Below are 15,493 nucleotides of genomic sequence, written 5' to 3'. Positions count from 1 at the left end.
CTTGCACTTGTGGTTGTCGATTGGGTCTGATTCAGGGCTTTGGTCGGCGCAGAAAGTGCAAGATCGACGGCACGAGGGCGGGGCGGGGCCGGGGCGGGGCAGGGTGGCGGGTTTGTGCCATGACGTAACTGCGTCGGGGTGTGGGGGTGCGGTCGGGGCGGGTGTTACGTCGATGCTGTGGTGCGTACCACTTCTCGACACAAAGAGGTCACCGTGGCTCTGTCTCACCGGCGTCGCCGATCCGGGCTGATCGCCCTCGGCGCCGCCCTCACCCTGGCGGCCGGGTTCACCCCACCCGGCGCGGGAGCGGCCGCCGCCCCGCCGAACCACCCCGACCGCCCGGCGGGCCTGCCCCCGGCCGCCGCCGGGCGCGCGTCCACCGTCACCCTGATCACCGGTGACACGGTCACTGTCACCACCGCGGCGGACGGCAGCACGGTGTCGACAGTGCGCCGACCGGACGGCAGCACCCCGAGCTTCCACCGCACCGTGCGCGACGGCGACACCTACGTCTACCCGGACGCCGCGCTGTCCTATGTCACCAGCGGCCTGCTGGACCGGCAACTGTTCAACGTCACCGACCTCATCGCCGACGGCTACGACGACGCGCACACCGACGCGCTCCCGCTGATCGTCACGATGACCGACGCGGCGGCCCGCAACCGCACCCGGCCCGCACTGGACGGCGCCGAGCTGGTCCGACCGTTGGACAGCGTGCAGGGCGCGGCGCTGACCCGCCAACGCGCCACCGCCGACCGGTTCTGGACCGCGCTCACCGCCGGCTCGACCCGACGTACGGGCGACGCCCCGACCCTGGCCAACGGCATCGCGAAGGTCTGGTTGGACGGCCGGGTGCACGCCGACCTGGCCGAGTCCACCGCGCAGATCGGCGCGCCGGCGCTGTGGGCCGAGGGCAACACCGCCGCCGGTGTCGACGTCGCGGTGCTCGACTCGGGGGCGGACGCCGAACACCCGGACCTCCTCGGCCAGATCGCCGAGTCCAGCAGCTTCGTGCCGTCGGAGCCCGACATCCTCGACTACAAGGGCCACGGCACGCACGTCGCCTCGACGATCGCCGGCACCGGCGCCGCGTCCGGTGGCGCCGAGCGGGGTGTTGCCCCCGGTGCCCGGCTGCACATCGGCAAGGTGCTCAACAGCGAGGGCAGCGGGCAGGATTCCTGGATCATCGCCGGCATGGAGTGGGCGGCCCGGGAGCAGAAGGCCCGGGTGGTCAGCATGAGCCTGGGTGGCGAGTCCACCGACGGCAGCGACCCGATGAGCCAGGCGGTCGACCGGCTCAGCGCCGAGACCGGCGCCCTCTTCGTGATCGCCGCCGGCAACAGCGGCCCGGCCACGATCGGCAGCCCGGGTGCCGCGAACTCGGCGCTCACCGTCGGCGCCGTCGACGCCACCGACCACCTCGCCGACTTCTCCAGCCAGGGCCCACGCGCCGGCGACGGCGGGCTCAAGCCCGAGATCACCGCCCCCGGCGTGGACATCCTGGCCGCCCGCTCGCATTTGGTGCGGGGCGGCTCCGGTGACTACACGCTGATGAGCGGCACGTCGATGGCCACCCCACACGTGGCCGGCACGGCCGCGCTGGTCGCCGCCGCGCACCCGGACTGGACCGGTCAGCGCATCAAGGAAGCGCTGGTCAGCACGGTCAAGGCCACCCCCGGGTACACCCCGTACCAGGCGGGTGCCGGTCGGGTCGACGCGGTGGCCGCCGCGCACGCCACCGTCTTCGCCACCCCGAGCGCGCACTCCGGCTTCCAGGCGTGGCCGCAGCAGCCGGGCATGACCGTCGACCGCACCGTCACCTACACCAATGTCGGCGGCACGCCGGTCGCGCTCAAGCTGGCCCTCGACGCGGCCACGGCGCCGACCGGTCTGTTCGCGCTCTCCGCCGACCGGGTCACCGTGCCGGCCGGCGGCACCGCCACCGTGACGGTCACCGCCGCGTACGACAAGCTGCCGGTGGAGAAGCAGGTCAGCGGCATGATCGTCGCCACCGACGACGCCGGTGCGGTGCGTGGCCGCACCCTGATCGGGGCCGGCAAGGAGGGCCAGCGGCAGAACCTGACGCTGGTCGCCAAGGACCGGGACGGCAAGCCGCTCGTCGGCAAGGTCATCCTCACCGCCGACACCCTGTTCACCGCCGTGGACCTGCCCGAGAGCGGCACTGCGACGCTGCGGCTGCCGGTGGCGAGCTGGAACGGTTGGATCTCCGCGGACGTGCGCGGTGTGCACGGGCCGCACTCCAAGGGCATGGCGATGCTCAGCTTCACCGACGTCAACCTGGACACCGACCGCACCGTCACCCTGGACGCGCGTGCCGCCCGGCAGGTGCAGGCCCGGGTGCCGCAGGAGGCCACCGCCAGTGCGCTGCGGATGGACATCCACCGGTCCACGAAGAACGGTCTCACCGAGAGTCAGGTGCTGCCCGACGACTCGTACGACAGCATGTGGGCGTTGCCGACGAGCCGTCCGGTCACCGACGGCGAGTTCGAGTTCGGCGCCCGGTGGCGGCTGGAGCAGCCGGCGTTGACCGTCTCGGCGGGCGGTCGCTCGTACGACGATCTGTTGGTGAAGCGAGCCACCCCGGCGCTGCCGGCCGGTCGTCGTCAGCTGGACGCGGTCTATGTCGCCGACGCGTCGGCGACGGGGCTGGCCAACCGGCCGGTCCGGGACCGGGCCGTGGTGGTGCGCCGCAGTGACAGCGTCGACATCGCCACCCAGGCGCGGGCCGCCGCGGCGGCCGGGGCGACGCTGCTGCTCGTGGTCAACGACGGCATCGGTCGGCTGCAGCCCTGGGACGAGTTCGCGTGGAGCCCGGAGAGCCCGGCCCCGGTGACAGTGGCCACGCTCGGCGCGGACGAGGGTGGGCAGCTCATCGCCGCGCTGGAGCGCGGCGCGGTGCGGCTCACCGTCGAGTCGCACCCGGAGACCACCTACCTGTACGACGTGGCGCACCACTGGTCCGGCACGGTGCCGGCCGACCCCACCTACCGGCCCACGAAGCGGCAGTTGGCCCGGGTCGACGTGGAGTTCCGCAACTACCGGCAGGGCAAGGCGTTGGAGTTCCGCACCGACGTCTGGCGCGGTTGGGCGTCCAGCAACCAGGAGCCGGCCCCGGCGCAGGGCCGGCGAACCGACTGGGTGAGCGCCGACCAGCGGTGGATCGACGACGCGTTCATCGCCGGCGAGACCGGTCAGCACCTGCAGGCGGTGACGACCTACCCGGCGGGCAAGCCGAGCGCCGTCACCTGGTTCGGGCCGATCCAGCGACCCCGGATGGGTGGCGGCTACGTGCCGGTCCGATACCTGGACACCGTCTACCTGCCCGCACCCGGGTGGGGCGACGGAGGCGGTCACATCGGTGAGGCGTACGCCAACTACGACATGGTCAACCGGACCACCCTCTACCAGGGTGACCAGGAGCTGAACTGGGGCAACGCCGAGTACCTCCAGGTCTCCGGGCTGGCGTCTCAGCGGCTGCCGTACCGGCTGGTGGTGGAGAACGACCGGGCCGCCTGGAGCAACCCGTACTCCCGGCAGACCCGCACCGAGTGGGGCTTCACCTCGGCGGTGACGGGGGAGGAGTCGGCCGAGGTGCTGCCGATGATCCAGCTGGACTACCAGGTGGACATCGACGCCGCCGGCCGGGCGGCGCGGCGGGCACCCTTGACCGTGGTCGCCTCCCACCTGCCCGACGTCAGCGGCACTGTCGGCGCGGTGACGGTGGAGGTGTCCTACGACGACGGGGCGAGCTGGCAGAAGCAGCGGCTGACCCGGCACGGCGACGGCTGGCGTACCTCGCTGGCCGCACCGGCGACGGCCGGCTTCGTGAGCCTGCGCACCACCGCGCGCGACGCCGCCGGCAACACCGTGAGCCAGCGCATCACCAGGGCGTTCGGCCTGCGCTGACGCCACTGTGGCCGGCCGTCGCCGGGGCGCCTCGGGCACCCCGGGCGGCGGCCGGTGCCGTCAGTCCCGCTCCTGCGTCAGCTGCTCCCAGTCGGTGACGACCGGCAGCAGCTCCCCGGCCAGCCAGGCGCGGCTCTGGTCGTCGTGGTGCGGGTCGCCGGGCACCCCGCACGCGCCCAGCGGGACCACCCACCGGCTGTCGCTGCGGCGGGCCAGGTCCCAGACGAAGCGCGCCGCCGGCCCCCGCAGGCACCAGTGGGTGACCCCGGGCACGCTGGAGGTGGCCAGCACGCAGTCGTGGTCACCGTCGAGCCGGGGACCGGGCCCGGCGTCCGCGCCGGGCAGCGCCCGCCACAGCGCCAACCGGTGCAGGTCACCCCAGGGCACCTGCCCGGCGGCCGCGTCGCCGGCCTCCTCGGCCGCCGCGCTCACCAGCGCGCCGATGTCCACACCGGGCGGCGGGGTCGCGCCGAGCAGATGCTCCAGCGCGTAACCGACGCGCGGCGTCAGCGCCAGCCAGGGCGCGAACACCTCGGGGTACGCGGGCGGCTCGGCCAGCGCGGCCAGCGCCGGGTGGGCGGCGAGCCGGCGGACGACAGCCGCCCGCAGGATGGCGTAGGCGGCCGCGTCCGTGCTGTCGGCGGCCATCCGGCGATCCCAGGACAGCAGCCGGTCGCGCAGCGCGGCGGCGGCCGGGCCGAGCCCCGTCGACTCGGCGAGGACGGCCAGCAGCGGCCCGGCCGCGCCCAGGTACGTGTCGGTGTGCACAGCGGCCATCTCGTCGGCCGTCCACGTCGCCCGGGCGTCGAGCAGTTCGGTGATGCGGTGCGCCCGGTGCGGTGCGGCGAACTCCACCCCGAGCGGCGCCGCCAACCCGCGCTCGTTGGCCATCACCGCCCGACCGGCCACCTCGGCGCGGGGCATCGGCGCGTGCCAGCCCTGCCAGGCGTGCGCGGCGTCCCACCCGGGGACCACCCGCCGGCCGTTCTCCGGGTGCCGTACCGGCACCGCCCCGGCGACCCGGTGCAGCAGCCCTCCGGCGGTGTCCGCCGCCTGCACCACGTTGACCGGCTCCACCCAGTGCCGCAGCGCGTGATCCACGTCGGCCACCGTGCGGGCGCGCAGCAGCTCCGGCAGCGTCGCGAAACCGCTGTCACCCCGGACCCGGGGCGGGTAGCGCAGGCTGAGCGCCGTCTCGTCGTCGGGCCCACCGGCGATCACCGGACCACGATCGGTCTCCACCACCTCGACCTCGACCGGGTCGGCCCCGGCCACCTCGATCGTCTCGACGTGCCGGTGCGCCGGACGCCAGCCGTCCGGGCCGAGCGCCTGCACCCGCAGGCCGTCGCGGCGCAGCCGCTCCGCGTACACGTCCTGGTAGTCGGCCATCGCGTTGGTGATCGCCCAGGCCACCTCGCCGGTGTGCCCGAAGTGGGCGATGCCCGGCACGCCCGGCACCGCCAGCCCGATGACGTCGTACTCCGGGCAGGCCAACCGGATCTGCTGGTAGACACCGGGATCCTCAAGGAACCGGTGCGGGTCACCGGCGAGCAGCGCGGCCCCGGTGCCGGTGCGCTCGGCGGCGAGCAGCCACCCGTTGCTGCCGGCGACGGCCGGACCGTCGGTGGCGAACAGGTCGACCCAGTCCGGCCCGAGCCGCTGCGCGACGTGCTCGCGCCAGAGCTTGCCCGGGAACCCGGCGAACAGGATGTGGTGGCCCAGCCACACCGCGAGCGGTGTCCACGGCTCCCACCGGCCGGGGCGAAGCCCGGTGGCGGCGAACTCCGGCGACCGGGCAGCCCCGGCGGCGAGAGCGGCGTTGACGCCGTCCACGTAGGCGCCCACCCACTCGGCGGTCACCTTGTCCAGCGCCGCGTGGCAGCGGCGGGCGGTGTCGTCGAGCCGGACCTGCCGGACGAACCGGTCCCAACCGAGCGCGTCCGGGCCGAGGAACGCCGCGCTGGTGCCCCGGGCCCGGTGCCGTTCCACCTCGATCTGCCAGGCCCGGTCGTACGCGGTCACCCGACCCTGCGCCGCCGCCAGGGCGAGCGGGTCGTCGGCCCGCAGGTGCGGCACCCCCCACGGGTCGCGGAAACGTTCCGTGCTCACGCCGGCTCCGGGGCCAGGGTGGTGGCCCGGCGTCGGGCCGCCGGGACGACCAGCGGGGTGCCCGTCTCCGGGTCGTCGATGACCCGACAGGGCAGACCGAACACCTCCGCCACCAGGTCGGCGGTGACCACCGACGACGGCTCCCCGGCGGCCACCACCCGCCCGTCGCGCATCGCGATCAGGTGGGTGGCGTAGCGGGCGGCGTGGTTCAGGTCGTGCAGCACCGCGACCAGGGTGCGTCCCTGCTCCTCGTGCAGCCGGGCGCAGAGGTCCAGGATCTCGATCTGGTGGGCGATGTCGAGGTACGTGGTCGGCTCGTCGAGCAGCAGCAGCGGCGTCTGCTGCGCCAGCGCCATGGCGATCCACACCCGCTGCCGCTGCCCGCCCGACAGCTCGTCCACCGCCCGGTCGGCGAGGTCGTCGACACCGGTCGCGGCCATCGACTCCTCGACCACCCGTTCGTCCTCGCGTGACCACTGCCGCAGCAGCCCCTGGTGGGGGTAACGGCCCCGGGCGACCAACTCGGCGACGCTGATGCCGTCCGGCGCGATCGACGACTGCGGCAGCAGGCCGAGCGTCCGGGCCACAGCGCGGGCCGGCAGGTCGTGGATGTTGCGGCCGTCCAGCAGCACCGCACCGGCGCTGGGACGCAGCATCCGCGACAGTGCGCGAAGCAGCGTCGACTTGCCGCACGCGTTCGGGCCGATGATCACCGTGAAGGAGCTGTCGGGCACCGCCACGGTCAGGTTCTCGGCGATGGTGCGCTGGTCGTAGGCGAGGGTCAGCGCGGTGCCGCCGAGCCGGGAATCGCCGGGTCGCATGGGTGCTCCTTCGAGGGTGTCGCGGGTGTTCACAGCCGGCCCGCCCGGCGTTCCACGGCCAGCAGCCAGACCAGGTAACCGCCGCCGATGACGCCGGTCACCACGCCGACCGGCAGCTGGTGCCCGTCGAACGCGCGTTGGGCCAACAGGTCGGCGCCGGCCAGCAGCGCCGCGCCGACGGTCATCGACGGGACCAGGTTCGGGCCCGGTGCCCGGGTCAGCCGTTTCGCGACGTGCGGGGCGACCAGCGCCACGAAGGACACCGGCCCGGCGGCGGCCGCCGCGAACGAGACCAGCAGCACGGCGGCGGCGAGCAGCGCCAGGCGCAGTCGGCGTACCGGCACGCCCAGCGCGCTGGCCGCGTCGTCGCCCAGCTCCATCATCCGCAGCGCCGGGGCGCAGCCGACGAGCACCAGCGGCGCCAGCACGACCAGGACGGCGAGCAGCGGCCCGGCGTTGGCCCAGCCCCGCCCGTCCAGACTGCCGGTGAGCCAGAGCACCGCGCGGGCGGCGTCCATCAGGGGCGCCCGGGTCAGCAGGTAGCCGTTGACGCCGGTCAGGATCGCGGCCACCCCGATGCCGACCAGGATGAGCCGGTAGCCGTGCACTCCGCGCCGCCAGGCCAGCGCGTAGATCAGCAGGCCGGTGCCGAGCCCACCGGCAACCGCCGCGCCGGCCAACGCCAGGCTGCTGCCGCCCAGGACGACCACCACCAGCGCGCCGGTCGACGCGCCCTGGGTGAAGCCCAGGATGTCCGGGCTGCCCAGCGGGTTGCGGACCAGGGACTGGAACACCGTGCCGGCCAGCGCCAGCGCCGCACCGACCAACAGGGCGGTGACCAGCCGGGGCAGGCGCAGGTCGTACACGATGAACTGTTCCGCCACGGTGCCGCCGCCGGTCAGCGTGCGCAGCACGTCCGCCGGCCCCATCGGGTAGTCGCCGCTGCCCAGGGCCACCAGGCCGAACCCGGCCGCGAGCAACGCCGCACCGGCACCGACGCCCAACGCGCGGGGCCGGAACCGCACCGACAACCCCCCAGGGGTACGGATGACGCTCATGGTTGGGCCACCCGTCGGCGGGTGACCAGCCACAGGAAGAGCGGACCGCCCAGCACGGCGGTCACCATGCCGACCTGGAGTTCTCCCGGTCGACCCAGTACGCGGCCGAGCACGTCGGCGCCGAGCAGCAGCGCGGGCGCGAGCACCGCGCAGTACGGCAGCAGCCAGCGTAGGTCCGGGCCGGTCAGGGCGCGAACCAGGTGCGGCACCAGCAGCCCGACGAAGACGATGGGGCCGCACGCGGCGGTCGCGGCGCCGCAGAGCAGGGTGACCGCGACGATCACGGCGGCGCGGATGAGCGCGGGTCGAGCGCCGAGGGCGCGCGCCGCGTCGTCGCCGAGCGCGAGCGCGTTCAGCGGGCGGGCGGCACCGAGCGCGACCAGCAGCCCGATCACGATGAACGGCAGCACCCGGGTGACGGTCGCCGGGTCCGCGCTGGCCAGCGAACCGACCGTCCAGAAGCGCAGCCGCTCCAGCGACGCGGTGTCCAGCAGCATCACCGCGCTCACGTAGGAGTAGAGGGTGGCGCCCCGTCCGCCGCCGACGGCGTAGACGAGCGCGGTCACCGTCGCCGCGCCGAGCAGCGCGAACCAGACGTACCCGCCGACGGCGGTGACGCCCAGGAACGCGGCGGCGGTGGCGACGGCCGCGGAGGCACCCGCGTTGATGCCGAGCAGCCCGGGGTCGGCGAGCGGGTTGCGGGTGAGGGCCTGCATGATCGCGCCCGCCACACCGAGGGCGGCACCGGCCAGCAGCCCGAGCAGGGTGCGGGGGAGGCGCATCCGGTGCACCACCGCGTACTCGGCGGCGTCGCGGTGCAGCAACCCGGACCAGGCGTCGGCGAGCGGCATGGCCTTCGCGCCGACCGCGATGCTGAGCACCACGATCACCGCGAGCAGTGCCACGGCGGCGACCAGTCCGCCGGCGCGGGCCGCTCGGCGACCACGCCGGCTCGGGGGTGCGACAGCGCCCCGGGTCGACACGGACGGTGTCGGCCGGGTGGCGGTGGGTGTGGCGTCCAGTGTGGGCTCCGGGGTGGTGGCGAAACGGCGAACCGCTGTTGACAATGACCGAGGTTAGGCTAACCTAACCCCGCTGCCCTGGTCGAGCCCGGCCAACCCCTGATCGAAAGACACCACCATGCCCGATGCCCTGTCCGCCCGCCGTCTCTCCCGCCGTGGTCTCCTGGCCGCCGGTGGCGCTGCCACGCTCGCCACCCTGCTCGCCGCCTGCGGCACCGGTGACGCCCCCAAGCCCGCTACCGGCAACGGAGGCGGCCCCTGGTCGTTCACCGACGACCGGGGCAGGAAGGTCGATGCGCCGGCCCGCCCGACCCGCGTGGTGGCCTTCACCGGCGTGGCGGCGGCACTGATCGATTTCGGTCTCGACAAGCAGCTCGTCGGCGTGTTCGGTGAGACCAAGCGTGCCGACGGCACGGCCGACCCGCAGGCCGGCGACCTGAACGTCGAGGGCGTCGAGATCCTCGGCAACGTGTGGGGCGAGTTCAGCCTGGAGAAGTACGCGGCGCTGCGCCCCGAACTGCTGGTCACCCACATGTACGACCCGGACGCGCTCTGGTACGTGCCGGACGAGAGCAAGGACAAGATCCTCCCGCTGGCGCCCAGCGTGGCGGTCACCACCGCCCGGGTGCCGATGACCAAGCCCATCGAGCGGTACGCGGCACTTGCCGAATCGCTCGGCGCGGACCTGTCCGCCAAGAAGGTCACCGACGCGAAGGCCCGCTTCGACGCCGCCGCCGAGGCGGTCCGGCAGGCCGTCAAGGCCAACCCCGGCATCAAGGTCATGGCCTGCTCGGGCAGCCCCGACCTGTTCTACGTCTCCAACCCCAAGGTGAGCACCGACCTGATGTACTTCGCCGAGCTGGGCGTCGACATCGTGGTGCCCACCAAGCTCGAAGCCGGCGACTACTTCGAGGCGCTGAGCTGGGAGAGCGCCGGCAAGTTCCCCGCCGACCTGATCCTACTGGACAACCGCAGCACCGCGCTGCAGGCCAAGGACCTCACCGCCAAGCCGACCTGGCAGCAACTGCCGGCGGTGAAGGCCAACCAGGTGAGCGCCTGGGACGCGGTGCCCCGCTTCTCGTACGCCGGCTCCGCGCCGCTGCTGGAGAACCTCGCCACCGCCATCCGGAACGCGAAGAAGGTCAGCTGACGAACACCGCACCTACCCGAGGCGCACCGCCGCGCCTGGGGTGGGTTCCGGCTGCCCTCGTCGAGAACGTGGAAGGACATTCCGTGACCGTGCCGACGTACCCCGTCGAGACCACCACGCCGCCGCCGTCGGCATCGACCACCGCGCGGGCCCAGCTGCTGCACGGCGGCTCGGTCGAGCAGTACCGCCGGACAATCGCCGACGGCGTCGACCGGGTCGCCCGCCGGGTGGCGACAGTGGACCGTCCCGGCACCGGAATCACGCCGACCGAGCTGGCCCCCCTGGTCGACCGGGTCGACCTGGACCGTCCACTGGGCGACGCGGGCGCCGCGCTCGACGAGCTGGAGAACGTCTACCTGCGCGACGCCGTCTGGTTCCACCACCCCCGCTACCTGGCCCACCTCAACTGCCCGGTGGCCATCCCGGCGCTGCTCGGCGAGGCGGTGCTCACCGCCGTGAACTCCTCCCTGGACACCTGGGACCAGAGCGCCGGGGCCACCCTCATCGAGCGCCGGCTGATCGACTGGACCGCCGAACGGATCGGCCTCGGCCCGCACGCCGACGGCATCTTCACCAGCGGCGGCAGTCAGTCCAACCTGCAGGCGCTGCTGCTGGCCCGCGAGGAGGCGTGCGTCGGCGCCGTCGGCCCGTCGGCACGCGCCGAGCTGCTTCCCCGGCTGCGCGTGCTCACCTCCGCCGCCGGTCACTTCAGCGTGCAGAAGTCGGCCAAGCTGCTCGGCCTCGCCCCGGACGCGGTGATCGCGGTACCCACCGACGCCCGGCGACGGATCCGGCCGGCCGCCGTCCGCGCGGAGATCGCCCGGTGCCGGCAGGCGGGGCTGGTGGTGATGGCGGTCGTCGGTACCGCCGGCACCACCGACTTCGGTTCGATCGACCCGCTCACCGAGCTAGCCGAGATGTGCGCGACGACCGGCGTCTGGCTGCACGTGGACGCCGCGTACGGCTGCGGTCTGCTCGTCTCGCCGACGCGCCGGCACCTGCTCGACGGCATCGAGCGGGCCGATTCGGTGACCGTCGACTTCCACAAGTCGTTCTTCCAGCCGGTCAGCTCCAGCGCCCTGCTGGTCCGCGACCGGCGGGCGCTGCGGCACGTCACCTACCACGCCGACTACCTCAACCCGGCCCGGATGGTGGAGCAGCGCATCCCCAACCAGGTCGACAAGAGCCTGCAGACCACCCGCCGCTTCGACGCGCTGAAGCTCTGGCTCACCCTGCGGGTGATGGGCCCGGACGCGCTCGGCACGCTCTTCGACGAGGTCGTCGACCGGGCCGCCGACGCCTGGCAACTGGTCAGCGAGGACCCACGCTTCGAGGTGGTGACGCGCTCCGAGCTGAGCACCGTGGTGTTCCGCTACCTGCCCACCGGCCCCGGCCGGGACCTGGCCGACGCCGCGAACCTGCACGCCCGGGAGGCCCTCGCCGCGTCCGGTCTCGCCGTGGTCGCCGGGACCCGGGTCGACGGCCGGCACTTCCTGAAGTTCACACTGCTCAACCCGGAAACCACTGTCGACGACGTCGGGTACGTGCTCGACCTGATCGCCACCCACGCCGGGCGGTACGTGCACGACCACGTCGCCGCCGACCTGACCTGCCCCGTCGGCTGACGCCGGTGACCACGAACCCGCGCCTGGAGACCCCGATGTCCACCCACGACTTCGTCGCCATCGGGTTGGGCCCGTACAACCTGGGCCTGGCCTGCCTCGCCGCGCCGATCGGCGAACTCGATGGAGTGTTTCTGGAGGCCCGGCCGAGCCTCGCCTGGCACCCCGGCATGCTGCTGGAGTCGGCCCGGTTGCAGACCCCGTTCATCGCCGACCTGGTCAGCCTCGCCGACCCGACGTCGCCCTTCTCCTTCCTCAACTATCTGAAGGAGATCGGCCGGCTCTACCCGTTCTACATCCGGGAGAGCTTCTACCCGTTGCGCAGCGAGTACGACGCGTACTGCCGGTGGGCGGCGGCGAAACTGCCGAACCTGCGTTTCGGTCAGACCGTGACCACAGTGGAGTACGACAGCACCGACGAGCGGTACGTGGTGCGGGCCGCCACCGGCACGGGGGAGACCGTCGAATACCGGGCCCGGCATCTGGTGCTCGGCACCGGCACCCCGCCGCACCTGCCGCCGGCCGTCGCCGGACTGCCCGGCGACGCCGTGCACAACTCCCACTACCTGGAGCACCGCGCGGCGCTGCGCACCAAGCGCAGCATCACCGTGGTGGGCAGCGGGCAGAGCGCCGCCGAGATCTACCACGACCTGCTCGGTGACATCGACCGGTACGGCTACCAGCTCAACTGGGTGACCCGCTCACCGCGGTTCTTCCCGCTCGAATACACCAAGCTGACGCTGGAGATGACCTCACCGGACTACGTGGACTACTTCCACGCGCTGCCCGAGGCGACCCGCTACCGGCTGGAGTCCGCGCAGAAGGGCCTGTTCAAGGGGATCAACGCCGACCTGATCAACGACATCTTCGACCTGCTCTACGCGCTCAGCGTCGACGGACCGGTGAACACCCGCCTGCTCACCAACACCGAGCTGGTCAGCGCCGAGCACCAGGACGGTGGGTACACGCTGGGGTTGCGTCAGGTGGAGCAGGAGCGCGACTTCACGCTGCGTACCGAGGGCCTCGTCCTGGCCACCGGCTACCACTACCGGGTGCCGGAGTTCCTCGCGCCGGTGCGCGACCGGATCCGCTGGGACGCGCACGGCCGCTTCGACGTGGCCCGCAACTACAGCATCGACCACAGCGGACGGGGCATCTTCCTGCAGAACGCGGGCACCCACACGCACAGCATCACCTCACCGGACCTGGGCATGGGCGCCTACCGCAACTCCTGGATCATCTCCGAGCTGCTCGGCCGGGAGCACTACCCGATCGAGAAGAGCATCACCTTCCAGGAGTTCGGGGTGTCGTCGTGACCACCGCCTTCACCCGCGTCGACGAGCGGCTCGGCGAGTTCGCGCTGCGGCCGCTCGACCCGGACGCCGACGCGGCGCTGCTGCACGGCTGGGTGACCCACCCGAAGGCGGCGTTCTGGCTGATGCAGGACGCCGACGAGGCCCAGGTGGCCGAGGAGTACCGGCGGATCGCCGGGCACCCGCACCACGACGCGTACCTCGGGCTGTGGCGGGGGAGCCCGGCCTTCCTCGCGGAGCGCTACGACCCGGCCCACGTCGAACTTGTCGGCCTCTACGACCACCAGCCCGGTGACGTGGGCATGCACTTCCTCTGCGCGCCGGTCGGCACACCCGTGCACGGCTTCACCCGGGCGGTGATCGGCACCGTGATGGCATGGCTCTTCGACGATCCGACGATCCGACGGGTGGTGGTCGAGCCGGACGTGCGCAACACGGCCGTGCACGCGCTGAACGCCGCCGTCGGGTTCACCGTCGTCGGCCCGATCGCCAAGCCGGAGAAGGACGCGCTGCTCAGCGTCTGCACCCGAGCCCAGTTCCAGGCCGCCGCCGACCGTGCCGCCGTCGACCCCGCCGCCGCCACCCGAACCGAAGGAGCCCCGGCGTGACCACCACCGCCGCCCCCAGCCACCCGCCCGTCGCCACCGCGTACCCCGCCTCCGGCGACCCGGTCGGGCACCTCACCCCGCAGCGGTGGGCCCGGGCCAACCGGCTGCTGGTCCGCAAGGCGCTCGCCGAGTTCACCCACGAGCGGCTGCTCACCCCGCAGGCCGTGGCCGGCCCCGACGACCGGCAGTGGTACGAGATCCACAGCGACGACGGCACTGTCAGCTACCGGTTCGCGGCGCGGGTACTCGCCCTGTCCCACTGGCAGATCGACGCGGACAGCATCACCCGGCACCGCGACGGCACGTCGCTGGCACCGGACGCGGTGGACCTGATCGTCGAACTGCGCGACACCCTCGGGCTCTCCGCGCGGGTGCTCCCGGTCTACCTGGAGGAGATCACCTCCACCCTGGCCGGTACCGCGTACAAGCTGACCCAGGCCGCGCCGAGCGCCGCCGAGCTGGCCGAGGCGGACTTCCAGACCATCGAGACCTCGATGACCGAGGGCCACCCCTGCTTCGTGGCGAACAACGGTCGGCTCGGCTTCGGCGTCGACGAGTACCACCGGTACGCGCCGGAGGCCGCCGCTCCGGTGCGGTTGGAGTGGCTGGCCGCGCACCGGGACCACTCGACGTTCAGTAGCGCCGCCGACCTCGACTACGACACGCTCATCGAGGGCGAGCTGGACGCCGGGACCCGGGCCCGGTTCGCGGCCACGATGACCGATCTCGGGCTGGACCTCGCCGACTACCACCTGATCCCGGCGCACCCGTGGCAGTGGTGGAACAAGCTGGCCGTCACCTTCGCCGGTGAGCTTGCCGAGCGTCGGCTGGTGCACCTCGGCCCCGGGCCGGACGTGTACCTCGCCCAGCAGTCCATCCGCACCTTCTTCAACGTCAGCGAGCCGGGCCGGCACTACGTCAAGACCGCCCTGTCGGTGCTGAACATGGGCTTCATGCGGGGGCTGTCGGCGGCGTACATGGCGGCCACCCCGGCGATCAACGACTGGCTGGCCGACCTGATCGCCGGCGACGAGGTGCTGACCGGCACCGGGCTGACCGTCATCCGGGAGCGGGCCGCGGTGGGTTACCGGCACCGCCAGTACGAGGCGGCGACCGACCGCACCTCCCCGTACCGCAAGATGTTGGCCGCCCTGTGGCGGGAGAGCCCGGTGCCCGACCTGGCGCCGGGGGAGCGACTGTCCACCATGGCCGCGCTGCTGCACGTCGACGACGAGGGCCGGGCGCTCGCGGCGGCACTGATCGCCCGGTCCGGCCTGGCACCCGAGGTGTGGCTGCGCCGCTACCTGGACGCCTACCTGACCCCGCTGCTGCACAGCTTCTACGCGTACGACCTGGCCTTCATGCCGCACGGCGAGAACGTCATCCTGGTCCTCGACGAGCAGGACACGGTCCAGCGGGTGATCTTCAAGGACATCGCCGAGGAGATCGCGGTGATGAGTTCCGACGTCGAGCTGCCGGCGGCGGTGGAGCGGATCCGCGTCGAGGTGCCCGACGACACCAAGCTGCTCAGCATCTTCACCGACGTGGTGGACTGCTTCCTGCGGCACCTCAACGCGGTCCTGGTCGAGGCAGGTGTGCTCGCCGAGGACGACTTCTGGCGTACGGTCGCGGCCTGCGCCGCCGACTACTTCGACCGGGTGCCACACCTGGCCGAGCGGGTCCGCCACTACGACCTGTTCGCGCCGGAGTTCACGCTGTCCTGCCTCAACCGGCTGCAGTTGCGCGACAACCAGCAGATGATCAACCTGGCCGATCCGTCGGCGGCACTCCAGTTCGTCGGCACGCTCACCAACCCGCTGGCCGCCCACGCGCCGGCCCGGTGACCGCGAATCGCGGTTGATC

General features: G+C 73.1%; 10 protein-coding genes. 6 read left to right on the top strand and 4 right to left on the bottom strand.

Annotation, left to right across the window (positions count from 1 at the left end):
• The first annotated feature begins 213 nt into the window (after window positions 1-213).
• A complete protein-coding gene (locus tag KBX26_RS28505; RefSeq protein WP_210866806.1) occupies window positions 214-3,927 on the top strand; it encodes a S8 family serine peptidase in 3,714 nt (1,237 codons plus the stop codon).
• A gap of 60 nt (window positions 3,928-3,987) precedes the next feature.
• Here KBX26_RS28505 and KBX26_RS28500 read toward each other — a convergent pair whose 3' ends face one another.
• Genes KBX26_RS28500 through KBX26_RS28485 form a run of 4 tightly spaced genes read right to left on the bottom strand, consistent with a single transcriptional unit; the run spans window position 3,988 to window position 8,937 of the window.
• Window positions 3,988-6,036: a penicillin acylase family protein gene (locus tag KBX26_RS28500; RefSeq protein ID WP_210866805.1), complete on the bottom strand. Its 2,049-nt coding sequence runs from the start codon at window positions 6,034-6,036 to the stop codon at window positions 3,988-3,990.
• A complete protein-coding gene (locus KBX26_RS28495) occupies window positions 6,033-6,857 on the bottom strand; it encodes an ABC transporter ATP-binding protein (RefSeq protein ID WP_210866804.1) in 825 nt (274 codons plus the stop codon). The genes KBX26_RS28500 and KBX26_RS28495 overlap by 4 nt, the downstream gene beginning before the upstream one ends.
• A 29-nt stretch (window positions 6,858-6,886) precedes the next feature.
• Window positions 6,887-7,915, bottom strand: coding sequence for an iron chelate uptake ABC transporter family permease subunit (locus KBX26_RS28490; protein ID WP_030327348.1), 1,029 nt, complete (start codon window positions 7,913-7,915; stop codon window positions 6,887-6,889).
• A complete protein-coding gene (locus tag KBX26_RS28485; RefSeq protein WP_374224338.1) occupies window positions 7,912-8,937 on the bottom strand; it encodes a FecCD family ABC transporter permease in 1,026 nt (341 codons plus the stop codon). The genes KBX26_RS28490 and KBX26_RS28485 overlap by 4 nt, the downstream gene beginning before the upstream one ends.
• Before the next feature lie 118 nt (window positions 8,938-9,055).
• On the opposite strand from KBX26_RS28485, the gene KBX26_RS28480 reads away from it, so the two are divergent.
• From KBX26_RS28480 to KBX26_RS28460, 5 genes are all read left to right on the top strand, one after another.
• Window positions 9,056-10,087: an ABC transporter substrate-binding protein gene (locus KBX26_RS28480; RefSeq protein ID WP_210866803.1), complete on the top strand. Its 1,032-nt coding sequence runs from the start codon at window positions 9,056-9,058 to the stop codon at window positions 10,085-10,087.
• An 83-nt stretch (window positions 10,088-10,170) separates the two neighbouring features.
• Window positions 10,171-11,712, top strand: coding sequence for an aspartate aminotransferase family protein (locus KBX26_RS28475; RefSeq protein ID WP_307857928.1), 1,542 nt, complete (start codon window positions 10,171-10,173; stop codon window positions 11,710-11,712).
• Between the two features lie 35 nt (window positions 11,713-11,747).
• Complete coding sequence (locus KBX26_RS28470; protein WP_210866812.1) at window positions 11,748-13,025, top strand: lysine N(6)-hydroxylase/L-ornithine N(5)-oxygenase family protein; 1,278 nt, start codon at window positions 11,748-11,750, stop codon at window positions 13,023-13,025.
• Window positions 13,022-13,630, top strand: a complete 609-nt coding sequence (locus KBX26_RS28465) for a GNAT family N-acetyltransferase (RefSeq protein WP_210866802.1) — start codon at window positions 13,022-13,024, stop codon at window positions 13,628-13,630. The genes KBX26_RS28470 and KBX26_RS28465 overlap by 4 nt, the downstream gene beginning before the upstream one ends.
• Window positions 13,627-15,474, top strand: coding sequence for an IucA/IucC family siderophore biosynthesis protein (locus KBX26_RS28460; protein ID WP_081883625.1), 1,848 nt, complete (start codon window positions 13,627-13,629; stop codon window positions 15,472-15,474). The genes KBX26_RS28465 and KBX26_RS28460 overlap by 4 nt, the downstream gene beginning before the upstream one ends.
• Window positions 15,475-15,493 lie beyond the last annotated feature (19 nt).

The sequence above is a fragment of the Micromonospora sp. C97 genome (assembly GCF_018070385.1).
GTDB lineage: Bacteria > Actinomycetota > Actinomycetes > Mycobacteriales > Micromonosporaceae > Micromonospora > Micromonospora parva.
Note: the sequence above shows the minus strand (reverse complement) of the source record. Positions and strands in the feature narration are given on the sequence as shown.